Origin of the sequence: Allobosea sp. (assembly GCF_051860145.1) — a bacterium.
In the GTDB taxonomy this organism is placed as follows: domain Bacteria; phylum Pseudomonadota; class Alphaproteobacteria; order Rhizobiales; family Beijerinckiaceae; genus Allobosea.
In genome coordinates, this window is sequence record NZ_JBHYEM010000018.1 from 19,548 (window position 1) to 43,850 (window position 24,303).

29 protein-coding genes are annotated in these 24,303 nt (G+C 68.5%); 14 read left to right on the forward strand and 15 right to left on the reverse strand.

What is annotated here, in order from left to right:
- Positions 1 to 10 precede the first annotated feature (10 nt).
- The 7 genes from ACTIF2_RS22125 to ACTIF2_RS22155 all read left to right on the forward strand — a co-directional run bounded on the left by ACTIF2_RS22125 (position 11) and on the right by ACTIF2_RS22155 (position 5,734).
- The gene (locus ACTIF2_RS22125; RefSeq protein ID WP_439499283.1) at positions 11 to 1,294 is read left to right on the forward strand and encodes a beta-ketoacyl-ACP synthase; all 1,284 of its coding nucleotides are present in this window, start codon (positions 11 to 13) and stop codon (positions 1,292 to 1,294) included.
- Positions 1,291 to 2,037, forward strand: a complete 747-nt coding sequence (locus tag ACTIF2_RS22130; RefSeq protein WP_439499284.1) for an SDR family oxidoreductase — start codon at positions 1,291 to 1,293, stop codon at positions 2,035 to 2,037. Before ACTIF2_RS22125 ends, ACTIF2_RS22130 begins: the two co-directional genes overlap by 4 nt.
- Positions 2,038 to 2,252: 215 nt before the next feature.
- Entirely contained in the window at positions 2,253 to 2,507 is a 255-nt protein-coding gene (locus tag ACTIF2_RS22135; protein ID WP_439499285.1) for a CopG family ribbon-helix-helix protein, read from the forward strand.
- Positions 2,504 to 2,788: a type II toxin-antitoxin system RelE/ParE family toxin gene (locus tag ACTIF2_RS22140; RefSeq protein WP_439499286.1), complete on the forward strand. Its 285-nt coding sequence runs from the start codon at positions 2,504 to 2,506 to the stop codon at positions 2,786 to 2,788. Before ACTIF2_RS22135 ends, ACTIF2_RS22140 begins: the two co-directional genes overlap by 4 nt.
- Positions 2,789 to 2,803: 15 nt before the next feature.
- Complete coding sequence (locus ACTIF2_RS22145; protein ID WP_439499287.1) at positions 2,804 to 3,826, forward strand: zinc-binding dehydrogenase; 1,023 nt, start codon at positions 2,804 to 2,806, stop codon at positions 3,824 to 3,826.
- Between the two features lie 101 nt (positions 3,827 to 3,927).
- On the forward strand, positions 3,928 to 4,908 hold the full coding sequence (locus tag ACTIF2_RS22150) for a lipid A biosynthesis lauroyl acyltransferase (RefSeq protein WP_439499288.1): 981 nt from the start codon (positions 3,928 to 3,930) through the stop codon (positions 4,906 to 4,908).
- A 67-nt stretch (positions 4,909 to 4,975) separates the two neighbouring features.
- On the forward strand, positions 4,976 to 5,734 hold the full coding sequence (locus ACTIF2_RS22155) for a DUF1223 domain-containing protein (protein WP_439499289.1): 759 nt from the start codon (positions 4,976 to 4,978) through the stop codon (positions 5,732 to 5,734).
- 101 nt (positions 5,735 to 5,835) lie between these two features.
- Here ACTIF2_RS22155 and ACTIF2_RS22160 read toward each other — a convergent pair whose 3' ends face one another.
- Genes ACTIF2_RS22160 through ACTIF2_RS22170 form a run of 3 tightly spaced genes read right to left on the reverse strand, consistent with a single transcriptional unit; the run spans position 5,836 to position 7,877 of the window.
- The gene (locus ACTIF2_RS22160) at positions 5,836 to 6,441 is read right to left on the reverse strand and encodes a TPM domain-containing protein (RefSeq protein ID WP_439499290.1); all 606 of its coding nucleotides are present in this window, start codon (positions 6,439 to 6,441) and stop codon (positions 5,836 to 5,838) included.
- The gene (locus ACTIF2_RS22165) at positions 6,441 to 7,256 is read right to left on the reverse strand and encodes a TPM domain-containing protein (RefSeq protein WP_439499291.1); all 816 of its coding nucleotides are present in this window, start codon (positions 7,254 to 7,256) and stop codon (positions 6,441 to 6,443) included. Before ACTIF2_RS22165 ends, ACTIF2_RS22160 begins: the two co-directional genes overlap by 1 nt.
- A 12-nt stretch (positions 7,257 to 7,268) precedes the next feature.
- Positions 7,269 to 7,877: a LemA family protein gene (locus ACTIF2_RS22170; protein WP_439499292.1), complete on the reverse strand. Its 609-nt coding sequence runs from the start codon at positions 7,875 to 7,877 to the stop codon at positions 7,269 to 7,271.
- Positions 7,878 to 8,054: 177 nt separating this feature from the next.
- Here ACTIF2_RS22170 and ggt point away from each other — a divergent pair, with 177 nt between their 5' ends.
- Entirely contained in the window at positions 8,055 to 9,827 is a 1,773-nt protein-coding gene (gene ggt, locus ACTIF2_RS22175) for a gamma-glutamyltransferase (protein ID WP_439499293.1), read from the forward strand.
- Positions 9,828 to 9,932: 105 nt separating this feature from the next.
- Here ggt and ACTIF2_RS22180 read toward each other — a convergent pair whose 3' ends face one another.
- The 3 genes from ACTIF2_RS22180 to ACTIF2_RS22190 all read right to left on the reverse strand — a co-directional run bounded on the left by ACTIF2_RS22180 (position 9,933) and on the right by ACTIF2_RS22190 (position 12,316).
- Positions 9,933 to 10,418: a hypothetical protein gene (locus tag ACTIF2_RS22180; RefSeq protein ID WP_439499294.1), complete on the reverse strand. Its 486-nt coding sequence runs from the start codon at positions 10,416 to 10,418 to the stop codon at positions 9,933 to 9,935.
- A gap of 4 nt (positions 10,419 to 10,422) precedes the next feature.
- Positions 10,423 to 11,646, reverse strand: coding sequence for a dual-specificity RNA methyltransferase RlmN (gene rlmN / locus ACTIF2_RS22185; protein WP_439499295.1), 1,224 nt, complete (start codon positions 11,644 to 11,646; stop codon positions 10,423 to 10,425).
- A gap of 91 nt (positions 11,647 to 11,737) precedes the next feature.
- Positions 11,738 to 12,316 carry an invasion associated locus B family protein gene (locus ACTIF2_RS22190; RefSeq protein ID WP_439499296.1) on the reverse strand — a complete coding sequence of 193 codons (579 nt, stop codon included), beginning with the start codon at positions 12,314 to 12,316 and terminating at the stop codon, positions 11,738 to 11,740.
- Between the two features lie 245 nt (positions 12,317 to 12,561).
- On the opposite strand from ACTIF2_RS22190, the gene ACTIF2_RS22195 reads away from it, so the two are divergent.
- Positions 12,562 to 13,536: an NADPH:quinone oxidoreductase family protein gene (locus ACTIF2_RS22195; RefSeq protein ID WP_439499297.1), complete on the forward strand. Its 975-nt coding sequence runs from the start codon at positions 12,562 to 12,564 to the stop codon at positions 13,534 to 13,536.
- A gap of 5 nt (positions 13,537 to 13,541) precedes the next feature.
- On the opposite strand, the gene ACTIF2_RS22200 is transcribed toward ACTIF2_RS22195, so the two are convergent.
- Positions 13,542 to 13,916: a YkvA family protein gene (locus ACTIF2_RS22200; RefSeq protein ID WP_439499298.1), complete on the reverse strand. Its 375-nt coding sequence runs from the start codon at positions 13,914 to 13,916 to the stop codon at positions 13,542 to 13,544.
- Positions 13,917 to 14,077: 161 nt separating this feature from the next.
- Here ACTIF2_RS22200 and ACTIF2_RS22205 point away from each other — a divergent pair, with 161 nt between their 5' ends.
- Positions 14,078 to 14,863, forward strand: a complete 786-nt coding sequence (locus ACTIF2_RS22205) for an SDR family NAD(P)-dependent oxidoreductase (RefSeq protein ID WP_439499299.1) — start codon at positions 14,078 to 14,080, stop codon at positions 14,861 to 14,863.
- Positions 14,864 to 14,882: 19 nt separating this feature from the next.
- On the opposite strand, the gene ACTIF2_RS22210 is transcribed toward ACTIF2_RS22205, so the two are convergent.
- The 4 genes from ACTIF2_RS22210 to ftsY form a co-directional block, all read right to left on the reverse strand.
- Positions 14,883 to 15,599, reverse strand: coding sequence for an RES family NAD+ phosphorylase (locus ACTIF2_RS22210; RefSeq protein ID WP_439499300.1), 717 nt, complete (start codon positions 15,597 to 15,599; stop codon positions 14,883 to 14,885).
- Positions 15,596 to 16,024: an MbcA/ParS/Xre antitoxin family protein gene (locus ACTIF2_RS22215; RefSeq protein ID WP_439499301.1), complete on the reverse strand. Its 429-nt coding sequence runs from the start codon at positions 16,022 to 16,024 to the stop codon at positions 15,596 to 15,598. The genes ACTIF2_RS22210 and ACTIF2_RS22215 overlap by 4 nt, the downstream gene beginning before the upstream one ends.
- A gap of 64 nt (positions 16,025 to 16,088) precedes the next feature.
- On the reverse strand, positions 16,089 to 16,715 hold the full coding sequence (locus ACTIF2_RS22220) for a septation protein A (RefSeq protein WP_439499302.1): 627 nt from the start codon (positions 16,713 to 16,715) through the stop codon (positions 16,089 to 16,091).
- Positions 16,712 to 17,989: a signal recognition particle-docking protein FtsY gene (ftsY, locus tag ACTIF2_RS22225; RefSeq protein WP_439499303.1), complete on the reverse strand. Its 1,278-nt coding sequence runs from the start codon at positions 17,987 to 17,989 to the stop codon at positions 16,712 to 16,714. The genes ACTIF2_RS22220 and ftsY overlap by 4 nt, the downstream gene beginning before the upstream one ends.
- A gap of 71 nt (positions 17,990 to 18,060) precedes the next feature.
- Here ftsY and ACTIF2_RS22230 point away from each other — a divergent pair, with 71 nt between their 5' ends.
- The 3 genes from ACTIF2_RS22230 (at position 18,061) to ACTIF2_RS22240 (ending at position 20,690) form a co-directional block, all read left to right on the forward strand.
- Positions 18,061 to 18,783, forward strand: a complete 723-nt coding sequence (locus tag ACTIF2_RS22230; RefSeq protein ID WP_439499304.1) for an RluA family pseudouridine synthase — start codon at positions 18,061 to 18,063, stop codon at positions 18,781 to 18,783.
- A 96-nt stretch (positions 18,784 to 18,879) separates the two neighbouring features.
- On the forward strand, positions 18,880 to 19,533 hold the full coding sequence (locus ACTIF2_RS22235) for a DUF6875 domain-containing protein (RefSeq protein ID WP_439499305.1): 654 nt from the start codon (positions 18,880 to 18,882) through the stop codon (positions 19,531 to 19,533).
- Positions 19,534 to 19,535: 2 nt separating this feature from the next.
- On the forward strand, positions 19,536 to 20,690 hold the full coding sequence (locus ACTIF2_RS22240) for a GNAT family N-acetyltransferase (protein ID WP_439499306.1): 1,155 nt from the start codon (positions 19,536 to 19,538) through the stop codon (positions 20,688 to 20,690).
- Here the strand turns inward: ACTIF2_RS22240 and ACTIF2_RS22245 are convergent, their stop codons facing one another.
- The 4 genes from ACTIF2_RS22245 to ACTIF2_RS22260 all read right to left on the reverse strand — a co-directional run bounded on the left by ACTIF2_RS22245 (position 20,691) and on the right by ACTIF2_RS22260 (position 23,423).
- On the reverse strand, positions 20,691 to 20,981 hold the full coding sequence (locus tag ACTIF2_RS22245; RefSeq protein ID WP_439499307.1) for a 4a-hydroxytetrahydrobiopterin dehydratase: 291 nt from the start codon (positions 20,979 to 20,981) through the stop codon (positions 20,691 to 20,693).
- Positions 20,982 to 20,983: 2 nt separating this feature from the next.
- Positions 20,984 to 21,562: an RNA 2',3'-cyclic phosphodiesterase gene (gene thpR, locus ACTIF2_RS22250; RefSeq protein WP_439499308.1), complete on the reverse strand. Its 579-nt coding sequence runs from the start codon at positions 21,560 to 21,562 to the stop codon at positions 20,984 to 20,986.
- 108 nt (positions 21,563 to 21,670) lie between these two features.
- Entirely contained in the window at positions 21,671 to 22,726 is a 1,056-nt protein-coding gene (locus ACTIF2_RS22255) for an aldo/keto reductase (RefSeq protein ID WP_439499309.1), read from the reverse strand.
- An 88-nt stretch (positions 22,727 to 22,814) separates the two neighbouring features.
- Positions 22,815 to 23,423, reverse strand: coding sequence for an arylesterase (locus tag ACTIF2_RS22260; RefSeq protein ID WP_439499310.1), 609 nt, complete (start codon positions 23,421 to 23,423; stop codon positions 22,815 to 22,817).
- A 177-nt stretch (positions 23,424 to 23,600) separates the two neighbouring features.
- On the opposite strand from ACTIF2_RS22260, the gene ACTIF2_RS22265 reads away from it, so the two are divergent.
- On the forward strand, positions 23,601 to 24,302 hold the full coding sequence (locus tag ACTIF2_RS22265) for an ABC transporter ATP-binding protein (RefSeq protein WP_439499311.1): 702 nt from the start codon (positions 23,601 to 23,603) through the stop codon (positions 24,300 to 24,302).
- Position 24,303: the final 1 nt, after the last annotated feature.

The following is a 24,303-nucleotide window of genomic DNA, read 5'->3' on the forward strand; positions in this document are numbered from 1 at the left end:
GGACAGTCTCATGAGCGCACAGCATCGCGACGCCAAGGGGCGCCCGCTCGTCGCCGTCACCGGCCTCGGCGTCGTCACCTCGCTCGGCCAGGGCAAGGCGGCGAACTGGGACGCCCTGACCGCCGGGCGTTCCGGCATCCACCGCATCGAGCGCTTTCCGGTCGAAGGCCTGCGCACCACCATCGCCGGCACGGTCGATTTCCTGTTCGACGAGCCTTTCGCCGCGCCGCAGCTCTCCGAGAAGCTCGCGACGCTGGCCGCCGAAGAGGCCGTGGCGCAAAGCGGGCTCGGCCAGGACGGCGCCTTTCCCGGCGAGCTCTTCATGGCCGTGCCGCCGGTCGAAATCGAATGGCCGCAGCGCCAGGAGCTGGCGCGCGAGATCGATGGCGAAGCCGATTATGACGGGCTGCTGCGCGCCGCCGCGACGCAGAAATTCAAGGCGATGCACGAGCTCTTCCTGTTCGGCGGCGTCGCCGACCACATCGCCGACCGCTTCGGCACCACGGGCTCGCCGATCTCGCTCTCGACCGCCTGCTCGTCCGGCGCGACCGCGATTCAGATGGGCGTCGAGGCGATCCGCCGCGGCGAGACCTCGGCCGCACTCTGCATCGGCACCGACGGCTCGGTCCATGCCGAGGCGCTGATCCGCTTCTCGCTGCTTTCGGCGCTCTCGACACAGAACGACCCGCCGGAAGGAGCCGCCAAGCCCTTCTCCAAGAACCGCGACGGCTTCGTCATGGGCGAGGGCGCGGGCGCGCTGGTGCTCGAGGATTACGACCACGCCCTGGCGCGCGGCGCGACCATTCTCGGCCTCGTCGCCGGCTGCGGCGAGCGCGGCGACGGTTTTCACCGCACGCGCTCCAGCCCGGACGGCAAGCCGGCGATCCTCGCTATGCAGGACGCGCTCGACGATGCCGGGCTGAGCCCCGAGGATGTCGATTACATCAACGCCCACGGCACCTCGACGCCCGAGAACGACAAGATGGAGGCGATGAGCTGCACCGCCGTCTTCGGCGAGCGTATGACGAGCCTGCCGATCTCCTCGAACAAGTCGATGATCGGCCATACGCTGACCGCCGCCGGCGCGGTCGAGGCGGTGTTCTCCTTCTTGACCATCGCCAATGGCCGGATCCCGCCGACGATCAACTACAACCAGCCCGATGCGGCGATCCCGCTCGACGTCGTGCCGAACACGGCGCGCGACGCCAAGGTCAAGACGGTGCTCTCGAATTCCTTTGGCTTCGGCGGCCAGAACACCTGCCTCGTCCTGACGGCGCCGCCGGAGGCTGCATGAGCCGCATCCTCGTCACCGGCGGCGCCAAGGGCGTCGGCGCCGCGATCGTGCGGGCACTGGCCGCCGCCGGCCATGATGTCGATTTCACTTATCGCTCCTCCGGCGACCAGGCCCAGGCGCTGGCCGGCGAGATCGCCGCGGCGCATCCCGGCCAGGCGATCCGCGCCCTGTCGCTCGATCTCTCCGACAAGCCGGCGCTCGACGCCTTTTGCGAGACGATCGAGGGCGAAAGCTATTTCGGCTTCATTCACAATGCCGGCCAGCCCTATGACGCGCTCGCCGCGATGATGGCGCAGGACAAGGCCGAAGCGGCGATGCAGGTCAATTTCTGGGCCTTTACCCGCCTCGCCAAGAGCCTGATGCGCGGGATGCTGCGGGCCCGCAGCGGCCGCCTCGTCGCGATCGGCTCGGTCGCGGCTTTGCGCGGCAATCCCGGCAACGCCGCCTATGCCGCCTCCAAGGGCGCGCTGATCTCCTATGCCAAGACGCTGGCCGTCGAGACCGCCAAGCGCGGCGTCACCGTCAATGTCATCGCGCCGGGCTTCGTCGACACCGACATGATGGCGCCCTACGCCGCCTATCGCGAGAAGATGGAAGCCCAGATCCCGGCCGGCCGCTTCGCCAGGCCGGAAGAGGTCGCGGGCGTCGCGGCGTTCCTGATGAGCGAGCCCGCGGCCTATGTCACCGGCACCGTGCTGCCGGTCGACGGCGGCGTGACGGCGCAGCTCGGCGTCCATCGCTAGAGCAGGATGCGAAAAAGTGGGCACCGGTTTTTCGCGTTGATCCTGCTCTAACTCATTGGTGAGAGCCGGATGCTTTGAGATGGGATCGCTGCGCGATTCCATCTCAAAGCATCCGGCTCTAGGCTGTCGCAGTCGTTTCACGTGAAGCAGGGCATGCGCCGCTTGGCGCATTTCGATAAACCGCCTACATTCTCTCCGAACCGGAGTGAACCGCGATGACCGCAGCTTTCACCATTCGCCTCGACGACGAGACGCTGGCCAAGCTCGATGCGCTGGCCAATGACACCGACCGCTCGCGCAGCTGGCTCGCCGCCAAGGCGATCGAGAGCTATGTCGAGCTCAATGCCTGGCAGATCGCCAAGATCAAGGAGGGCATCGCTCAGGCCGATCGCGGCGAGTTCGCGACCGAGGAAGAACTGGATGCGATTGAGCAGGAGCTTCAGGCCCAGATCGAAGCCTCACGCAAGTGAAAGCCATCTGGACTCCTGGAGCCCGCGCCGACCTTCACGACATTGCCCGCTATATCGGCCAGTTCGACGCTCGTGCAGCGCTCGTACTCGTACGCCGTCTCCGAGCGGCTGCGATATCATTGGATGACTATCCCGAGATGGGTCGTGCAGGCCGAGTGGAAGAAACCCGCGAACTCGTGGTAACGGGCACCAACTATGTCCTCCCTTACCGCGTCCGCGATGGACGCGTCGAAATCCTGGCGGCCCTGCATGCCTCGCGGCAATGGCCTGACCGGCTCTGAAAGGCTTCTCTCCCCATGCGTTCCCTCCAGCTCTTCGGCGACCGCGACCTGCGCCTGACCGAGATCGAGCCGCCACCGCCGCCCGCCGCCGGGGAGGTCCAGATCCGCGTCCGCGCCGTCGGGCTGAACTATCTCGACGTCTGGGGTTTTCGCGGCATGGCCTTCGCCAAGCGCAAGATGCCGCAGGCGGCCGGCGTCGAGGCGGCGGGCGAGGTCGTCGCGGTGGGCGAGGGCGTCTCGCGCTTCCGCGAGGGCGACACCGTCACGATGTACGGCGCCGAGACCTGCGGCCACTGTAAGGCCTGCCGCGAAGGCTGCGACAATCTCTGCGAGAACGTCGCCGGCATTATGGGCTTCCATATCGACGGCTTTGCCCGCGAGCTGGTCAACCGGCCGGAGCGGCTCGTCATCAAGGCGCCCGCGGGCGTCTCCTTCGAGGACGCCGCCTGCGCGCCGATCGGCTTCGGCACCGTCCAGCACATGCTGTTCGACAACGCGAAGCTCGAGCCCGGCGAGTCGATCCTCGTCCATGCCGGTGGCTCGGGCATCGGCACCGCCGCGATCAAGATGGCCAAGGCGATCGGCTGCACGGTCTACACGACCGTCGGCGACGACGAGAAGGGCGCCAAGGCCAAGGCACTGGGCGCCGATTTCGTCGTCAACTACAAGACCGAGCGCTTCGAGGGCGAGGTTCGCCTGCTCACCAAGCGCAAGGGCGTCGACGTCGTCTTCGAGCATGTCGGCGCCGATACCTGGAACGGCTCGCTGCTCTGCCTGAAGCGCGGCGGCAGGCTCGTCACCTGCGGCGCCACATCCGGCGCCTCGACCACGATGAACCTGATGCAGCTCTTCCAGCAGCAATACCGCATCTTCGGGTCGTTCGGCTGCCGCATCGAGAACATCGCCCAATCGCTCGAGAAGATGGCGGGCGGCATGAAGCCGGTGATCGATTCGGTCTTCCCGCTCGCGGATTTCGAGAAGGGCCTCGCCCGGCTCGAGGGCCGCCAGGTCTTCGGCAAGGTCATCGTCACCTTCTGAAACGTGCGATTCGCGCCCCGGACTTGACCGCCGCGCGTTCCTGACGCAAGTCGCGCGGCTGGCGCCGGCTCTTCCGGCCATCCGGAGAGGCCTTCGCCGCGTTGAGACAGCTGAAACATTTCGCCGCCCGGCTGTTCGCCGCCGTGATGATCGGGCTGATCCGGGGCCTGTTCGGCTTCCTGCGCCTGCTCGGGCCGGAGCGGGCGAGTGATCTCGGCGGCTGGCTGCTGCGCAGCGTCAGCCCGGTGATCCCGGTCAATCGCGTGGCGCTCGCCAATATCCGCGCCGTCTTTCCAGAGAAGAGCGAGGCCGAGGTCAAGGCGATCGCGCGCGGCGCCTGGGAGAATCTCGGCCGCACCGCCGCCGAATACGCCCATCTCAAGAGCCTCTTCGACTACGATTATCACAATCCCGACGCGCCCTCCCGCGTCGAGGTCGCCGGCATCGAGCATTTCATCGCGCTCAAGGACGACGGCAAGCCCGGCCTGATCTTCTCGGCCCATCTCGCCAATTGGGAGCTGCCGGCGATCTGCGCCGCCGCCTATGACCTCGACACGACCGCGGTCTTCCGTGCCCCGAACGACCCCGCCATCGCCAGCGTCGTCCACGAGATCCGCTCCGGCGCGATGGGCGGGCTGGCGGCGGCCAGGCAGGGCGCGGCCTTCGCCATGCAGGGCGTGCTGGAGAAGGGCGGCCATCTCGGCATGCTGATCGACCAGCATTTTACCCGCGGCGTCGTCGTTCCCTTTCTCGGCCGGCCGGCGTTGACCAACCCGATCCTCGGCAAGTTCGCCCGGCGCTTCGACTGCCCGGTCCATGGCGTGCGCGTGATTCGGCTGCCGAACCAGCGCTTCCGCCTCGAGCTGACGCCGCCGCTCGATCTGCCGCGCGACGAGGCGGGCGAAATCGACGTCGCCGGCGCGATGGCGATGATGACGGCGATCGTCGACGGCTGGGTTCGCGAGCACCCGGAACAATGGCTCTGGATGCACCGGCGCTGGCGGCCGAAGATGATAAGCGCCGCCGCGCTTGCCAATTTTGAGAATGCGACCTGGCCGGAGCCCGTTTTCAAGGCAACGTGATTTCCAAGTGAGACAAGTTGAGCGCTTTGCTAACGTCACGCAGTCAGTCCGCAGCCGAGTTCGAGACATGATCCGCCGGAGACGCTCTTTCGCCGCCTTCATCGCCGCTATCCTGCTGGGCGCGCCGGCGGCGCTTGCCGAGAATCCGGTGCAGCCGCCCAAGGCGGTGCTCGAACTCTTCACCAGCCAGGGCTGCTCGTCCTGCCCGGCCGCCGACGCCCTGTTCGTCGAGCTCGCGAAGGATCCGGACCTGATCACGCTGACCATGCCGGTGACCTATTGGGACTATCTCGGCTGGAAGGACACGCTCGGCCAGGAGGCCTTCAGCAAGCGCCAGAAGCTCTACGCCAAGACGCGCGGCGACGGACAGATCTACACGCCGCAGGCGGTCATCAACGGCGCCGCCCACATGGTCGGCTCCAACAAGGCGGAACTCGCGCAGGCCGTGCAGGAGCAGGCCAGCGAGGCCTTTCCGGTCGCGGTCGCGCTCACCGAGGATGCCGGCGCACTGCGTATCCAGCTCAGCCCGGCGCGGTCCGGCGAGCAAATCAGCGGCGGTGTCTGGGTGGTGCCGATCTCGCGTCTCGTCATGGTGCCGATCGAGCGCGGCGAGAACAAGGGCCGCTCGGTCTCCTATGCCAATGTCGTGCGCGGGCTCGTCAGGGTCGGCGACTGGAGCGGGACGGCTGCGACGCTGTCCACGCCGCTCTCGGCGACCACGGCAGGCGGCGCGGACAGCTATGTCGTGCTGGTCCAGGCCGACCAGCCGAGCAAATACGGCATGATGCCGGGCGCCATCCTCGGAGCCGCGCGCGCCAAGCGCTGAACCAACTATTTCCCGTCATTGCGAGCGTGGCGAAGCAATCCAGGGGTCTCGCGCAGTCCCCCCTGATTGCTTCGTCGCTGCGCTCCTCGCAATGACGAGTCCTAGAGCAGGACGACCTTGTTCGGCAGCTCGTCGACATCGTCGGCCGCCGGCGGCGCGTGGCGGGCGAGGACGGCTCCGACCGCCCCGACCGCATCAACCAGGCCCGCGCGCAGGCGATCCTCTCGCGCCGCTTCGAGCAGGGGCTCGATGATCCCGCGCCAGACCGCCGGGTCGATCTCGTCCTCGATGGCCAGATCCGCCACGACCTCGGCATAGCGCTCCTGCAGCGCGACATAGAGCAGGACGCCGGTGCGCCCGCGGGTGCGGGTCAGGCCGCGCGCGGTGAATTCGCGCAGGGCCACGTCATGCGCCCGCCGGCGCTTGACGAAGCCCGGCACGAACCGCCCGCCACGTCCGTACCAGAGCAGGGCGGCGAGCAGCAAAGCCGCGCAGATCAGCTGGATCAGGAAGATGCGCGGCGCGCTCGTCAATGTCAGCCAGAGCAGCGGCCAGGGCACGAACAGGGCGAGCGCCAGCGCCATGACCACAGGCACCGTGCGGTAGCTGCTGGCGGCCCGGTCGATCACCACGACGATCTCGCCCGCAGTCTGGCTCTCGGCCTGGCGGACCGCCTCGGCGATCGCGTCCCGGTCTTCGTCATCCATCACCAGTCTCCCGACGCGCCGCCGCCCCCGGACGAGCCGCCGCCTCCCGAAAAGCCACCACCCGACCCCGAGCTCCAGCCTCCGCCGCTCCAGCCCGAACCCGATCCCGTGCTCCAGCCCGAGCCGGTTTGCGGCAGGCTGATCCAGCGGCCGTCGCGGGTGCGATGCAGCCGGCTGCCTCCACCTTGCTGCTTCAGGCCGCGCAAGATGCTGACGATGATCAGGATGATGAAGAACATCACCAGGATGACGGCGATGTCCTCGATGGTCGAGCTTTCATCGTCCCGGATCGTGGCGCGGCGCTGCCATTCCTCGGCATCGCCGGCCAGGATCGTCAGGATCGCGTCGACGCCGCCTTCGATGCCGCCCGCGAAATCGCCGCTCTTGAATTTCGGCGTCACCGCCGTGGTGATGATGACCTTGGAGAGCGCATCGGTGAGCGCGCCCTCCAGCCCATAACCGACCTCGATCCGGACCTTGCGCTCGTTCGGTGCGACGAGCAGCAGCACGCCGTTGTTCCGGGCCTTCTCGCCGAGCTGCCAGTGCCGGAACAGGCCGTTGGCGAAGTCCTCGATCGTGACGCCCTGCAGCGAGGGCAGCGTCGCGACCACGACCTGATCGCTGGTCTTCGCCTCATGCGCCTGCAATTTCTGCTCGATGCGGCCGCGGGCCTCCGCGCCGATCAGGTTGGCGTCGTCGACGATGCGGCCGGTGAGCGCCGGATAGGTCGGCTCGGCGGCGGCCATGCCGGCGAAGACCAGCACGATCGCCGCCACGATGCCTCGCATCGCGGCCTGGAGCCCGGCAAGGCGCATCGGGGATCGCCCCTAGAACTTCACCTCAGGCGGCTTTTCGGCTCCCGCCGTCGCCGTGAAGGTCTCCATCGGCTTTGCGCCCCAGAACAGCCGGGCCCAGATCACGCCCGGGAAGGTGCGGATCTCGGTGTTGAAGGCCTGCACGGTCTGGATGTAGTCGCGGCGCGAGACGGCGACGCGGTTCTCCGTGCCCTCGAGCTGCGACTGCAGGGCGAGGAAATTCTGGTTCGACTTCAGCTCGGGATAGCGCTCGACCGTGACCAGCAGGCGGCTCAGCGCGCCCGTCAGCTGGTTCTGCGCGTCCTGGTATTCCTTGAACTTGGCCGGATCGGTGATGGTCGAGGCGTCGACCTTGACCTGCGTCGCCTTGGCGCGGGCCTCGATCACCTGCGTCAGGACCTCGCGCTCCTGGGTGGCATAGCCCTTCACCGTCTCGACCAGGTTGGGGATCAGGTCGGCGCGGCGCTGGTACTGGTTCTGGACCTCGCTCCAGGCGGCCTTGGCCTTCTCCTCGAGCGTCGGCACGTTGTTGACGCCGCAGCCGGCGAGCACCAGGCCGAAAAGAGTGACGGCCGCCAGCGCGAAGCCGCGGCGACGGAAGGTGGAGAGCGCAAACGACATGCCGGAACCCCCTTGGCAATGATCGAACGACCGAATCGGACCTTAATCCTCCGCTGTGACAGGTCAAAGCGCGTGTATGGGAGGCGCTCATGCAATCGGCCGTGGCGCGGATCGGGTCTTGCGCGCTAATCTGATCGTCATCGGGGCAGGCGACGCGTTCGGCAGGAGACCGCAATCATGAGCCTCTCGTTCTCGGTCCGGCGCGCAGGCGGCCGGCATCCGTGCCTCGCCCTGCTCGCCGCGGCATCGCTGCTTGCGACCGCGGCAACGGCCCAGACCCTCGCTCCGGCTCCCGAGGCCGGGACCGGGCGCATCGCGAAATCGCTGGGCACGGCCCAGCGCTTCATGGCCGCGGCGGCGAACCCGCTCGCCGCGAGCGCCGGCCGCGACATCCTGCGTGCCGGCGGCAGCGCCACCGATGCAGCGATCGCGATCCAGCTCGTCCTGAACCTGGTCGAGCCGCAAAGCTCCGGCATCGGCGGCGGCGCCTTCTTCCTGCACTGGGACGAGGCGTCCAAGGCACTGGTGACGCTGGACGGGCGCGAGAAGGCGCCTCAGGCGGCCAAGCCCGACCGCTTCATCGGCGCCGACGGCAAGCCGATGAAATTCGTCGACGCGGTGGTCGGCGGCCGCTCCGTCGGCGTGCCAGGCACAGTCAAGCTGCTGGAGGAGGCGCACAAACGCTGGGGCAAGCTCTCCTGGTCCGCCGTGATCGCCCCTGCGATCAAGCTCGCCGAAGACGGTTTCACCGTCTCGCCGCGCCTCAACGGCCTGCTCTCCGGCGAGAAGAACCTCGCCAGGGACCCGCTCGCCGCCGCCTATTTCTACGAGCCCGACGGCACAGCCAAGGCTGTCGGCACCGTGCTGAAGAACCCGGCCTTCGCCGCGACCCTGCGCGCCATCGCCGAAAAAGGCTCCGAAGCCTTCTATGCGGGCCCCGTTGCCGAGGACATCGTCGCGACCGTCACCGGCCATAAGGTCAATCCGGGTGACATCACGCTGGCGGACCTCGCCGCCTATACGGTCGAGGAGCGCCAGCCGGTCTGTGGCGCCTATCGCGTCTGGCGGATCTGCGGCATGGGCCCGCCGAGCTCGGGCGCCATCGCGGTCCAGCAGATGCTCGGCGTGCTCGAGACCCGGGACATGGCCCGGCTCGGCCCCTCCGCCGAGGCGGCCCACTGGTTCAGCGAAGCCGGCCGCCTCGCCTTCGCCGACCGCGCGCTCTATCTCGCCGATCCGGCCTTTATCAGCGTCCCGGTTCCCGGGCTGATCGACCGCGATTATATCCGCTCCCGCGCCGGCCTCGTCAGCCCCGACAAATCGATGGGCCGCGCCAAAGCCGGCGATCCGCCGCATAAGCGCGCCCAGCTCCTGGCGCCCTCCGACGGGATCGAGAACGGCACCAGCCATATCTCGGTGATCGACGCCGCCGGCAACGCCGTCTCGATGACGACGACGATCGAGGACGGCTTCGGCTCGCGACTGATGACTAGGAGCGGCTTCCTGCTCAACAACGAGCTGACCGATTTCTCCTTCGTGCCCGAGGAGGACGGCAAGCCGGTCGCCAACCGCGTCGAGGGCGGCAAGCGCCCGCGCTCCTCGATGGCGCCGACCGTCGTCTTCGATGCCTTCGGCCGGCTCTACGCCGTCACCGGCTCGCCGGGCGGCAGCCAGATCATCGGCTATGTCGCCAAGACGCTGGTCGCGCTGCTCGACTGGAAGATGGACCCGCAACGCGCGGTCGATTTCGCCAATTTCGGCAGCCGCAACGGCCCGACCGAGCTCGAGGCGGGTAGCGAGGCTGAGGCTTGGAAGCCGGCGCTCGAAGCCAAGGGCCACGAGGTCAGGCTGCTGGAGATGACCTCCGGCATCCAGGCGATCGTCAAGACGCCTGAGGGCTATCTCGGCGGTGCGGACGGGCGAAGGGAAGGCGTCGCGATTGGGGATTGAAAGGCACGTCATTCCCGGGCCAAGCGAAGCGCAGACCCGGGAATCTCGGGACGAGCGGGTCTTCGGCGAGAGACGCTCGGGTCAAGCCCGAGCATGACGCCGTGGTTAGCCCTGTTGCTGAGCCACCCGCTCGCCGCCCGCGCCACGCCCCGCAATCAGCCAGTAGACGAAGCCGGTTGCCGCCCCAACCAGGAACAGCGCCGAGATGATCTGGATCTCGGCGGCGCTCGGCGTGCGCGCCAGGCGCAGCATGGCGAGCGGCAGCAGCGCCGCCAGCAGGCCGGTCAACCCGCTCTGGATCAGCCCGCTGCGGATCCGGAAGAGCTCGCTCGCGACAGCCATGATCACGACCGGCGCCACCATGATCGCGAAGCCGAGCCGGCCGAGCAGGGTGAAGGCGGCTTCCGCCGTCGGGCCGGGATCGAAGCCGCTCTCGGCCTGCGCGAACAGGGCGGCAAGCAGCCGCTCGAAGCCGCCGCCGATCAGGAGCGCGATATCGGGCGAGGCGACGCTGGCGACGAGCAGGGCGACCATGCCCGCCAGGATCGCGAACAGCAGCGCGAAGGGGATCAGCAGCAGCCAGCGCAGCATCGGTTCAGCCCGCCAGCGCCGCGGCGTCCGCCTCGCCCTGCTCCAGCATCAGCCGGGCGCGGGCCGAAAGCTTCTCGGTCTCGCTCTTGAGCTGGCCGCAGGCGGCGAGGATGTCGCGTCCGCGCGGCGTGCGCACCGGCGAGGCATAGCCGGCGCGGAAGACGATCTCGGAGAAACGCTCGATCCGGTCCCAGTCCGAGCATTCGTAGCGCGTGCCGGGCCAGGGATTGAACGGGATCAGGTTGATCTTGGCCGGGATGCCCTTGAGCAGCCGCACCAGCTCGCGCGCCTCGGAATCGCTGTCATTGACGCCCTTCAGCATCACGTATTCGAAGGTGATGCGTTTTGCGTTCGAGACGCCGGGATAGGTCCGGCAGGCCTCGAGCAGATCCTTGATCGGGTATTTCTTGTTGAGCGGCACCAGCTCGTTGCGCAGCTCGTCGCGCACCGCATGCAGCGAGATCGCCAGCATCGTGCCCATCTCGGCGCCGAGCGGGCCGATCTGCGGTACGACGCCGGAGGTCGAGACGGTGATACGGCGGCGGCCGAGCGACAGCCCCTCATTGTCCGAGATCACGTCGATCGCGTCGCGCACGCCGTCGAAATTATAGAGCGGCTCGCCCATGCCCATGAAGACGATGTTGGAGACGAAGCGCCCGCCATCATTCGGCACGAAAGCGCCCTCGGGCGCGCTCCGGTTCGGAAAATCGCCGAGCCTCTCGCGCGCCACCATCAGCTGCGCCACGATCTCCTCGGTCGTCAGGTTGCGCACCAGGCGCTGCGTCCCGGTATGGCAGAATGTGCAGGTCAAGGTGCAGCCGACCTGGCTCGAGACGCAAAGCGTGCCGCGGTCGACCTCGGGGATATAGACGCATTCGATCTCGGCGCCGCGATCATGCGGGCCGGTCGGCGCCATCCGGATCAGCCATTTGCGGGTGCCGTCCGTGGAGACCTGCTCGGCCGTGACCTCGGGCAGGTCGAGCGTGAAGCGCTCGGCCAGCGCCGCGCGCAAGCCCTTGCCGATCGTCGTCATCGTCGAAAAATCGCGGACGCCGTAATGATAGATCCAGTTCCAGAGCTGGCCGACGCGCATGCGCCGCTCCTTCTCGGGAACGCCGATCTCGGCCAGCGCCTCGGCAAGGCCCGCGCGCGTGCGCCCGACCAGCGAGACGGGTCGCAAAACGGGTTCGGCCGCCGGAGCGGAGGGAGCGATAGCGGACAGGGACATCGGAACTCTGGCTCGAGCGGGCGTCATGCGCCCGCGATCGGCGCGCTCATAGCACAAACCGGCCCGCGCGAGAAATCGGGCGCAGCGCCCGCTATTTGCAGGCGTCTTCGGCGCGCTTGACGATCTGGGTCAGGCCGGCGAGCGAATACTTGTCACTGGTCGGATTGCCGCGCTTCGAGGTGCCCTTGATCTCGAGTCCCGCGCCCTTGCGCAGCGCGTCCAGCATGCGGCCTTCCTCGGCCGGGTTCTTGAGCCACATGTTCTGGCCCTTGGCGACGAGCGCGAAGGTCTCGCTGCCGATGATCGCCTGATGCTCGACATCTTCCTTGAGGTCGAAATTCATCACCAGGCTGATTTCGTTGCGCACGCCCTCGGCCGGCCTGCTCGAGACGAAGAGCAGCCCGTCGACATCCTTGAGATTGGCCGGGGAGCGCGCTTCCGCCTTCGAGAGCGCATAGCAGATCTTGGAGCGACCCTGCTGCGAGGAGAAGGCCTGCCATTTGCCGGCGCTCTCGAGCAGCATCGCCTGTCCCTGGCCCGCCGTCGCGGCGCGCTGCGCCTGGGCCGGGGTTGTGGCGGCGATCAGCGGCAGGGCCAGCACGACGAGCGCGGAAGCCAGTTTCAAGTGCCGGGAGGCGGCGACGCAGGTTTGGAAGTGGCTGAGAATCATCGACCGCCATCAATCAGTAGAAATGTTAACAGTACCTCTATTTTCGGAGCATTTTGTCCGAAACCCAGAGGGGTGCATCAACCATAGGATGCCACGATCCTGGCGGAAATGCGAATAGGCCGGTGCCCACGGCGAGGTTCCGCCGGCCTGCGTCCCGTGTCACAATCCCCCGAACGTGGCGCCGCGGACCATGGGTCACCGGCCATGACCGGGGATCGCGGTCGAAGCGAGGATGACGCGAAGCGATGAAGGCGTTGCTCTGCAAAACGCACGGACCGGCCGAAAGCCTCGTCATCCGGGAGCTGCCGGAACCGGTCCCGGGGCCGGACGAGATCGTCGTCACCGTCAAGGCGGCGGCGCTGAACTTCTTCGACACGCTGATCATCCAGGACCGCTACCAGACCAAGCCCGCCCTGCCCTTCTCGCCGGCCGGCGAATGCGCCGGCACGATCAGCGCCGTCGGCAGCGAGGTCGAGGGCTGGCGCGTCGGCGACCGCGTCGCCGCCTGGCTCGGACATGGCGGCGCGCGTGAAAAGGTCGCGGTTCCCGCCCGCGCCGTCGTGCGCGTGCCAGACACCCTCGACGACGCGCAGGCGGCCGGCCTCTTCGTCACCTACGGCACTGCGATGCACGGCTTGATCCAGCGGGCCGGGCTCAAGGCCGGCGAAACCCTGGCGATCCTCGGCGCCAGCGGCGGCGCCGGCCTCGCCGCGGTCGAGATCGGGGCGCTGCTCGGCGCCCATGTCATCGCCTGCGCCTCCTCGCCGGAGAAGCTGGCCTTGGCGAGCGAGCACGGCGCGCAGGAGGAGCTCAACTACAGCACCGAGGATGTGAAGGCCGGCTTGCGCCGCCTGACCGAGGGCCGCGGCGTCGACGTGCTCTACGACACGGTCGGAGGCGAACTGGCGGAACCGGCTTTGCGCGCCATGGCCTGGGAGGGCCGCTATCTCGTCATCGGCTTCGCCGGCGGCTCGATCCCGAAGATCCCGCTCAACCTGCTGCTGCTGAAGGGCTGCGATCTGCGCGGCGTGTTCTGGGGCGAGTTCGTGACGCGCGAGCCGGCGGCGCATCGCCGCAACATGGAACGGCTGCTCGAATGGGCCGCCGCCAGCCGCATCAGCGCCCATGTCCACGCCACCTTCCCGCTGGAGCGGGCCGCGGAAGCTTTTGCGCTGATCGGCGACCGCAAGGCGCAGGGCAAGATCGTCCTGACCCCCTGAGCGGTTCAGAGCCGGGCCAGCATCTCCTTCGCCGTCTCGCGATGCTCCGGCGTAATCGAGCCGGCGACGGCCGCGAGCGCCGCGGCGATCACCGCCGCATCGTCGCTGAAGCCGAGAAGCGGCATGATGTCCGGCAGGGCGTCGATCGGCAGCACGAAATAGCCGAGCGCCGCCAGCAGCGTCAGCCGCACGCGCCGCGGCGTCGCCGGGTCGCGGGCGCAGAGATAGGCCGCCAGCAGATCCTCGGCGAAGGGGATGCGCTTCGCGACCCGCTTGAGCAGGGCCATGAAGTCCGAGCCGAAGCGCGCCTCGTCGCGCAGGCTCCGGCGGATCGCCGCCATCTCCTCGCTGCTGAACCGCGAACTGAAACCCTCGCCCATCTTTCCGTTTCTCCGTCACCGCCCCATGCGGCACCCGATATCCCGCCGAAATGTGGCCCCGGCCGAAACCCTGCACAAGGGTTGCAGCAAGAATCGCGCTTGGAGCCCTTGGCGCGGCACATTAAGGCAGTCGCAAGCCCATTTACGAACAGGTCCGCGTCATGAAGCTCGATTCCTCCCTCGCCGCCATCGTCACCGGTGGCGCCTCCGGCCTCGGCGAAGCGACCGCGCGTATGCTGGCCTCGCACGGCGTCAAGGTCGCGCTCCTCGACATGAACGCCGAACGCGGCGTTGAGGTGGCGAAGGAGATTGGCGGCGTCTTCGCGAGCTGTGACGTGACCAGCGAGGCGTCCGTCGAGGACGCGCTGGCCAAGGCGCGCGCGGCGCATGGCGTCGCCCGCATCGTCGTCAATTGCGCCGGCATCGCGCCCGGCCGCCGCGTCGTCTCGAAGAAGCGGGATACCGGCGAGCTCGTCGCGCATGACATGGTGACCTTCGAGAAGGCGGTGGCGGTGAACCTCGTCGGGACCTTCCGGGTGATCGCGAAATCGGCGGTGGCACTCGCAGCGCTGGAGCCGGTGACCGCCGATGGCGGGCGCGGCGTGATCATCTCCACCGCCTCGGTCGCGGCCGAGGACGGCCAGATCGGCCAGGCCGCCTATGCCGCCTCCAAGGCCGGCGTCGCCGGCATGACCCTGCCGATCGCGCGCGACCTCGCGCAGCTCGGCATCCGCGTCGCCGCCATCCTGCCCGGCCTGTTCGAGACGCCGATGTTCGCCGGCCTGCCCGACGAGGCGCGTGCGGCGCTGGCGGTCTCGGTGCCCTTCCCCTCGCGCCTCGGCAAGCCGGAGGAATATGCCGCGCTGGTGAAGAGCATCCTCGAGAACGACATGCTGAACGGCGTCACCATCCGCCTCGACGGCGCGATCCGGCTGGCGCCGAAATAGCAGCCTGCTGCCAAGGGGCTCAAACGATCCGGAAAACCTCGCCCGAGCTCAGGTCGCGATAGAGATCTACGCGCGCCCCGTCCCAGTGATAGTCGAGATGGCGCCCCTGGGTCGGGTTCGCGGCAAGGTCGGGATGGAACAGGCCGGCGCATTCGCCGCCCGCGCAGCGCACGCTCGGATAGACGACGCCCTCCGAGCCCGCCTCCCGCAGCCGGGCGCCCAGCGCCTGGCCCGCCTCGTAATCGTCCGGCAGGAGTGCCTCCCGCGCCTCCTCGCTCGAATCCGCGCGCAGATCGTGCAGCGACGCGGTCACGTCGAGGACGATCTCGCGGAACTGCGAGGTCCAGCCGGCGACCTGGCCGGTCGCTGCCATGAAGCGACCGTGGTGATGCACCGTCTCGAACAGCGCGACCTCGAAGATCTTGCCGACATAGAGCACGCCGAAGGAGCCGTCGCTGAACCGGCTCGGCCGGTCGGTGCTGACATGGGTGAACGACGCCATCAGATAGCTCGCGCCCGGCCCCGCGACCCGCCGCTCCGGCGGCACGAGGTCGAGATTGCCGACGCTTTCCATCAGGCGCGGATTGGTCTTCTGCTCGGCCGAGAGGATCAGCGGCCAGTCGGCCGGGTCGGCGATATCCTCGAACAGGTCGATCGGCGGAAAGACGCTGCGGATGATCCGGACGGCGCCGCGCCACGCGATCTCCGCGACGGCCGGCCCGGCAATGCCTGTCACCAGTTGCCCCGCTCGGCGTCGAGATACCGCCGCACCCGCATCAGGTCGGTCAGTTCGCCGCCGAGCATGACGTCGAGCGCCGAGCGGCCGGCGAAGGCCGCGTTCGGCGCCTTGATCCAGGCATAGCCGCGCTGGGGCTCGCGGAAGATCAGCCTCAGCGCCTTGTGGATGCCCATCAGGTTCGAGAGCCGGGCCTTGCCGTCGCGGCCCATGCGGCCGATCTCGCCGGCCTTCCAGCGCCGATAGGTCCGCACCGGCAGGTCGACCAGCGTCGCCGCCTCCTCGTCGGTGACGCGCCAGAGCCGGAACAGGTTGCCGGCGGCCCGGAACATCGCCGCCGCCTCGGCATCCGAGATCGGCGAGGGGGCGAAATCGCGTGGTGCGGTGTCGATCCGCTGCAAGGCTGACATATGCGGCGTTGTCATCTGCGGCTCCATTTGACCTTATTTAGTCAAATTGATGCCAAATGGCAAGACCTGCCTCGTTCGCCTATTCTCCCGCGGCTACGGCCGGCTTGATCTCGTGCTTCAGGATCAGCGGCGTCTGGGCGAGCGCGAAGGCCATGGTCAGCGGCATCACCCCCCAGACCTTGAACGCCACCCAGAAATCCTGGGTCTGCGTGCGCCAGACGATCTCGTTCAGCGCCGCCAGCACGAAGAAGAACAGGCCCCAGCGGAAGGTGAGCTTGCGCCAGCCCTCCTCGTCGAGCTGCAGCACGGTCTCGAGCACCAGCGCCAGCAGCGAGCGGCCGAAGAGGAGCCCGCCGAGCAGCACGCAGCCGAACAGCGTGTTCACGATGGTCGGCTTGACCTTGATGAAGAAGGCGTCGTCGAGCGCCAGCGTCAGCCCGCCGAACACCGTGACCACCACGGCATTGACGATCGCCATGCGCGGCAGGTGGTGGAGCAGGATGCGCGACAGCACCAGCGCGACCAGCGAGGCGACGATGAAGATGCCGGTCGCGACGAAGATGCGCCGGTCCTCGGCGACGCCGAACAGCCGGTCGCCATAGGAATTGGCGAAGAAGAAGATCGCCAGCGGCCCGAATTCGAGCGCGAGCTTGAGCAGCGGATTGACGCTCTTGCCCTTGGTTGCCTCGGCCACGCTCTCGCTCACGCCGCTTCTCCCAGTCCAGCGACCGCGCGGGCAAAATCGCGCGCGGAAAAAGGTTCCAGATCCTCGACGCTCTCGCCGACCCCGATGAAATGCACCGGCAGCCCGAACTTCGCCGCCAGCGCCACCAGGATGCCGCCGCGCGCCGTGCCGTCGAGCTTGGTCATCACCAGCCCGGTGATGCCGGCCGTCTCCTGGAAGGCCTCGACCTGCGACAGCGCATTCTGACCCACGGTGGCGTCCAGCACCAGCAAGGCCGCATGGGGCGCCTCCGGATCGAGCTTGCGGATCACCCTTACCACCTTGGCGAGCTCTTCCATCAGCCCGGTCTTGTTCTGCAGGCGCCCGGCGGTGTCGACCAGGAGGATATCGGTGCCGTTGGCCCTGGCCTTCTGCAGCGCCTCATAGGCGAGGCCGGAGGCGTCGGCGCCCTGCTGGCCCGAGACGACCTCGGCGCCGGTGCGTTCGCCCCAGACCTTGAGCTGCTCGATCGCCGCCGCGCGGAACGTATCGCCGGCCGCCAGCATCACCGACTTGCCCTCGGCCCGGAATTTCGCCGCGAGCTTGCCGATCGTGGTCGTCTTGCCTGAGCCATTGACGCCGACCATCAGGATCACGAACGGCTTTTTCGTGGCGTCGACCGAAAGCGGCAGCGCCACCGGCGCCAGGATGCTCTCGACCTCGCGCGCCAGGATGGCCTTCACCTCCTCGGGCTCGATCTGCTTGTCGTAGCGTCCCTCGCCGACCGCCTTGGCGATGCGGGCCGAGGTGGCGAGCCCGAGATCGGCCTGGATCAGGATGTCTTCCAGGTCCTCCAGCGTGCCGGCATCGAGCTTGCGCTTGGTGAAGAGCTCGGCGATGCCGGTCGTCAGCGCCGAGGAGGTCCGCGACAGGCCCTCGGTGAGGCGCCGCCACCAGCTCCGCTTCGGCTGGGCCGCCGGAGCGGCTGGCGCAGGAGGCTCGGGAGCCGGGGGTTCGGGAACCGGGGGCGGAGGAACTGGCGCAGCGAAGACCGGTTCTGGTTCAGGTTCCGGTTGCGCCTCCGGCTCCGGCTCGGGCTCGACCTCCGGCATCGCGATCGGCAAGGGCGCGGCTTCGCCCATCAGCACGTCCGGGGCGGTGGGCGCCTCAGGCTCGGCTTCCGGCGGAACCTCCGTCGCCGCATCGGGCTCCGGCGAAGGCTCGACCTGGCTTTCGGGCGCCGGTTTGGGCTGCTCCTCCTCCAGTCCGAAGAGCCTCGAAAAGAAGCCGCGCTTCTTCGGTTCGTTCTCGCTCATCGCTCGTCGATCGTCCTGTCGCTTACGCGGATCGGCTTGCGTCACCGGGCCGGCTTCGCTAGCGCAATGCCATGACCGAGCCCGATCAACCAGCCTTTTCGCGCGAGGAGCCGCCGCTGCCGCTGCTCTATCGCGACGCGATGATGCTCGTGATCGACAAGCCCGCCGGCCTGCCCTCGCATCGCGGCCCGCAGGCAAAGCGCCAGGTCATTCCCGTCCTCACCGACCATCTCGACGCCTTTCGCTTCGGCCTGCCGCGTCGCCCCGAAGCCGCGCACCGGCTCGACAAGGACACCTCCGGCTGCCTCGTGCTCGGCCGCCATCCCCGCGCCATGGCCGAGCTCAACCAATTGTTCCGCGACGGCCGGATCGGCAAGACCTACTGGGCCATCGTCGAGGGCGGGCCCGATGACGAGACCGGCCTGATCGACCTGCCCCTCGCCAGGCGCTCGCCCGAGCGCGGCTGGTGGATGAAGGTCGATCCGGACGGCCTGCCCTCACAAACCCGTTACCGGGTGCTGGGCCGCGCCTCGGGGCTCGCCTGGCTCGCGCTCGAGCCGCTCACCGGCCGCACGCATCAGCTGCGCGTGCATTGCGCCGCCTCGGGCTGGCCGATGTTCGGCGACGAGATCTACGGCTCCGCGGCGCGCGACGAGGGCCCGGGCCTGCAGCTCCACGCCCGCAGCATCGCGGTCCCGCTCTACAGCAAGCGCGAGCCGATCCGCGTCGAGGCGCCGCCGCCGCCGCATATGCAGGAAGCCTTGCGCCGGTGCGGCTGGCGGGAAGCTTTCTGAAATCCTAACACGCTGTCCCGGCATCGCTCCCGATCATCAACGCTTTGCTAACTCCGGCTTGCTATCGCTGCCGCGGATCAACCGGGACGTGTGTTCATGTCGGAGACCGCGACGAGCGGCGGCGCCAAGGCTCCGCGCGAGCTGATGACGCTCGGCGCAGCGCGGCGCGCGGCGATCGACGCCGGCACCGGAGCGCCGCTCGCCATCCTGCTCGATTGGGTCGAGGGCTACCTGATGAACGCCCATGCCGATCTCGGACGCGTCGGCGCCGTCTGTCCCTTCACCCGCCAGGCCGCCAGGCTCGACACCGCCCGCCTCGCCATTTGCGACGCGGGCCCAGCCGACGAGGAGGATGCCTTCGCGCTGATCCGCCGCAGCTTCGGCGAGCTCGAAACCATCCCCTGCAAGCCGGGCATGGAGCATTTCCGCACGATCATCATCGGCTTCCCCTCCTGCGGCGAGGTTGATGGCATCGCCATGCTCCAGCGTGTCCAGAAGCGTCACAAGTTCTATTCGCTGCGGCGCAACCGCATGATCGGGCTGATGCATGCGGGCTCCGAAGCTCCGGGCCTCTGGAACCCCGCCTTCCGGCCGCTGCGCGCGCCGCTGCCGGTTCTGGCGATCCGCCACATGGTCGAGCATGACGCGCCCTTCGCCGCGCGGCATCCGCTCCTGCTCCTGCCTTACCTCGCCCGCTTCCCGCTCGCCGGCGCGCGGCGGCTGATCTCCCACTTGCGCACCGGAGGTTGAGCATGGCGGGGGTACAGGCCGGCGGCGCGCTCGCGGTGGGTCTCGTCAGCGACCTCGACGGGTTTCACGCGCTGCGGGAGGAATGGGACGCGCTGTTCGAGCGCGCCGCCCTGCCGCAGCAGGTCTTCCAGAGCCATGTCTTCCTGCGGCACTGGGCCGCGCATTACCTCGACCGCAACAGCACGCTCAGCATCGTCACCGCCCGGCGGGGCGGCGAGCTCGCGATGGTCTGGCCGCTCGTCCGGCAGCGCCGCTGCAGCCTCGACACGCTTCGCTTCATGGGCATCCCCGTGGCCCAGTTCAGCGACGTGCTCGTCGAGCGCCCCGATGACGACAATCTCCTGCAGGCCGGCTGGCGCGCGGTCCGCGGTCTCGGCGCCGATCTCTTCGAGGCCCGCAAGCTGCGCGCCGATTCGGTCCTGGCGCGCTCGGACCTGCTCGAGCACGCGATGCGGCAGGAACAGCACGAGGCGCCCTTCGCCGATCTCGCCTGGCGCGTCGGCGAGAACGGCCCGAGCACGGCCTACCCCTCCCGCGAGCGCTCCAACCATCGCCGGCGCCTGCGCCGGCTCGAGGAACGTGGCCCGCTCAGCTTCGAGGCGCCGCCGCCCGGCCCGGCGGCCGCGGCACTGGCCGGCGAGGCGATCGCGATGAAGCAGGCCTCGCTGCTGCGCCACGGCACGATCGCGCCGACGGTCGGCGACCCGCGTTTCGGCGCCTTCTTCAAGGACCTTGCGGCGGACGCCGAGGGCGGCACGACGCTGCGCGTCTCGGCGATCCGCTGCGCCGGCCAAACGATCGCAATCGACCTCTCGCTCGATTGCAAGGGCCGCAGCTTCGGCCATGTCATCGCCACCCATCCCGACCATGAGCGTGGCGGCGTCGGCCGCATCCTGGTGCATCACAGCTTCGCCTGCGCCAGGGTCCGCGGCAGCACGATCTTCGACCTGCTGGCGCCGGCCGACGCCTACAAGCTCGAACATGCCGACGGCATGACCCCCGTCGGCGATCTGCTTTTGCCCTTGTCGCTGAAGGGCCGCCTCGTTTGCGGCCTCGGCTTCCAGCACCTGCGGCCGGCGCTGAAGAGCGCGGCAAAGCACCTGCCGCCCGGGATCGCGCGCCGCGTCGCCACCTGGAACCGGGCCGAGCGCGGCTGATCAGCCCGCCATCGCGTCCATGGCGCGGGCGAGCTTGACGTCGAGCTCGGTCAGGCCGCCGGCATCATGCGTCGCCAGCGTGACCTCGACGGTCTTGTAGACATTCGACCATTCGGGGTGATGGTCCATCTTCTCGGCGAGCAGCGCGACACGGCTCATCCAGCCGAAAGCCTCGTTGAAATCGCGGAAGACGAAGCGCTTGGCGATGGCCTCGCGCCCATCGACCAGCTTCCAGCCCGTCAGCGTCACGAGCGCCTCATTGCGCGCCTCGGCACTCAGTCGCTTGGGCATGGTCATCTCCGCTGGAAATCGGTTCGGTGCAGCCGGTTCGGATAGCTCGGGCCGAGCGGATAGGCCGCCTCCAGGACATAGGGCCCGCCGCCGATCGAATCGCGCGACGACATCAGCGCGAAGCGCCGGGCGGTGAAGCTGATCGGCCGCACGATCGGATGCAACGCCAGATATTGCGCGACCTCGATCGGCGAGGTGTCGCGCAGGCGCGCCAGCGTCACATGCGGCACGAACTTGCGAGCCTCCGGCGGCAGGCCGAGCCGCCGCATCAGGCGCTCGATATCGGTTTGCAGCTCGGTGAGCTGCCGGCTCGGCTGGGCCCGGGCGAAGACCGCGCGCGGCCGGTCGCCGCCGAAGCTGCCCAGCGCGTCGAGCGTGATCTCGACCGGCTGGGTCTGCAGGTCGCCGAGGAAACTGTCGACGTCATGCGCCATGCGGCGGTCGACATCGCCGACGAAGCGCAGGGTGATGTGGTAGTCGGCCGGCTCGATCCAGCGCGCTCCGACCAGCCCGCCCCGGTGCAGCGTCAGAGCCGAGGCGACCTCGGCCGGTATCTCCAGAGCTGTGAACAGCCTCGGCATGTGCGAATCAGTGCCAAGTTTTTGTGACTCTGGCGAGACGGTAGCCGAGAGCCGTGGCGCATCGTCCACAGCCCTCGCTCCGTCCGGGCGCCATCGGGCACATAGGCTTCAGGGGCAGGGGTTTCCGACTTCCTGGTGGATCGCGTCGAGCTTCGCCTCCAGCTCCGCCGACAGGACGATACCGATCGAACCGATATCCGTCTTCAATTGTTCCATCGTCGTCGCCCCGATGATGTTGGCGGTAACGAAGGGCCGCGAATTGACGAAGGCGAGCGCCATCTGCGCCGGATCGAGGCCGGCTTCCCGGGCGAGCGCGACATAGCGCGTGATCGCGGTCTCCGAACCCGGCGTCTCGTAGCGCTGGCCACGGTCGAACAGCGTCGTGCGGGCGCCGGCGGGCCGCGCTCCGTCGAGATATTTGCCGGTGAGATAGCCCTGGGCCAGCGGCGAATAGGCCAAGAGCCCGACATGCTCGCGCATCGCCACCTCGGCCAGCGCCGTCTCGAAGGTGCGGTTCAGCAGGCTGTAGGCGTTCTGGATCGACTGCACGCGGGGACGGCCGGCGACCTTCGATTCGGCGAGGAAGCTCATCGTGCCCCAGGCGCTCTCGTTCGAGAGGCCGAGATGGCGGATCTTGCCGGCCTTGACGATCTCGCCGAAGGCGTCGAGCTGCTCGGCGATCGGCGTCTCGTCCTCCGGCGGCTCATAGGCCGCCTTGCTGAAGCGCGTCGGATTCGAACCCCAGGGCATGGCGCGCTCGGGGAAATGCAGCTGGTAGAGGTCGATATAATCGGTCTGCAGCCGCTTCAGGCTCTTGTCGACGGCCTCGAAGATCTGCTTGCGGTTGACCCGGGTCGGTCCGCCGTCGTCGCGGAACCAGTCATTGGCCGAGCGGCCGACGACCTTGGAGGCGAGGATCACCTTGTCGCGGTTCGCCCTCGCCTTGAACCAGCTGCCGATGATGCGCTCGGTCGAGCCTTGCGTCTCCGCCTTGGGCGGGATCGCGTACATCTCGGCCGTGTCGAAGAAGTTCACGCCCTGGTCGAGCGCGTAGTCCATCTGCTCATGGCCTTCGGCCTCGCTGTTCTGCTGGCCCCAGGTCATGGTTCCGAGGCAGATCACCGAGACCTTGAGATCGGTGCGCCCGAGACGGCGGTATTGCATGACGAAGCATCTCCGGAAGTCGGCGCGCAGCGGCGCCCATGAAGCGGGAAGCGATTTTCGGGCCGGCTGGCGGCGCGACCGGGAGCGATCAGGACTTGGCGCGCAGCGTCTCCAGGAAACGCTCGACCGTCGGCAGGATGCGCTCGACGACGACCCGCACGCCCTCCGCGGTGGGATGCAGCAGGTCGGCCTGGTTGAGCGCCCGCTCGCCGGCGATGCCGTCGAGGAAGAACGGATAGAACACGAGATCGTGTTTCTCCGCGAGCGCCTTGAACAGCCCGTCGAAGCGGCCGGCATAGTCCGGGCCGAGATTGCGCGGCGCGTACATCCCCGCGAGCAGCACCTTGATGCCGCGTGCCTTCAGCCGCGTGATGATCTCGTCCAGCGCCTTCTCCGTCGCGGCCGGGTCGAAGCCGCGCAGCGCGTCATTGGCGCCGAGCTCGAGGATGACGCCGTCCGTCCCGTCCGGCACCGACCAGTCGAGCCGATCCAGCCCGCCCTGGGCGGTGTCGCCGGAGACGCCGGCATTGGCGATCTCGACCGCGATGCCCTTCTGGCGCAAGGCTTGCTCCAGCACCGCGGGGAAGGCGGCATTGGCCGGCAGCATGTAACCCGCGCTCAGGCTGTCGCCGAGCGCGACGAGCTTGAGCGGCTGCGTTTGGGGCGGGGTCTGGGCCATGACGGAACCTTGGGCCATGACGGAAACCAGGAGGGCGGGCGCGAACGCCAGCCAGAAAAACGCCGCCAGAGATTGGACAAGCGCAAGGCCGCGCCCATATCGGGCGGCGGGGCGCGATGAGGTGACGTCCCGCTCGGAGCGCGAAGCGAAGCGAGCGGGCGTGGTCGATTGTCTTGAAGTCAGGATCATGTGGCGATGAGCGAGAAGTCTGCCCCGGCTATCGAATTGCGGGATGTCCAGCTTAGTTTGGGGCGTGCAGCCGCCCGCGTCCATATCCTGAAGGGCGTTTCCTTGTCACTGGCATCGGGCGAGGCGACCGGACTGGTCGGTCCCTCGGGCTCGGGCAAGTCGACCTTGCTGATGACGATGGCCGGGCTGGAGCGCCCCGATTCCGGACTGGTCCGCGTCGCCGGACAGGATCTCGGCCAGCTCGGAGAGGACGGCCTCGCCGTCTTCCGGGGCCGCAATATCGGCATCGTCTTCCAGTCCTTCCACCTCGTCCCGACCATGACGGCGCGTGAAAATGTCGCGCTGCCGCTCGAGCTCGCGGGGGCGGACGACGCTTTCGCCCGGGCCGAGGCCGAGCTCCGCAATGTCGGGCTCGGCGACCGCATGGACCATTATCCGGCCCAGCTCTCGGGCGGCGAGCAGCAGCGCGTCGCCATCGCCCGCGCCGTCGCGCCCGATCCGGCGATCCTCGTCGCCGACGAGCCGACCGGAAACCTCGACGAAAGCACCGGTCGCTCGATCGTCGACCTGATCTTCGCGCTGCGGCGCGAACGCGGTGCGACGCTGGTGCTCGTCACCCACGACCTGTCGCTCGCCGCCGCCTGCGACCGCACCGTCCGCCTGCGTGCCGGGCGGATCGAGCTCGATGCCGACATGGCCGTGGCCTGAG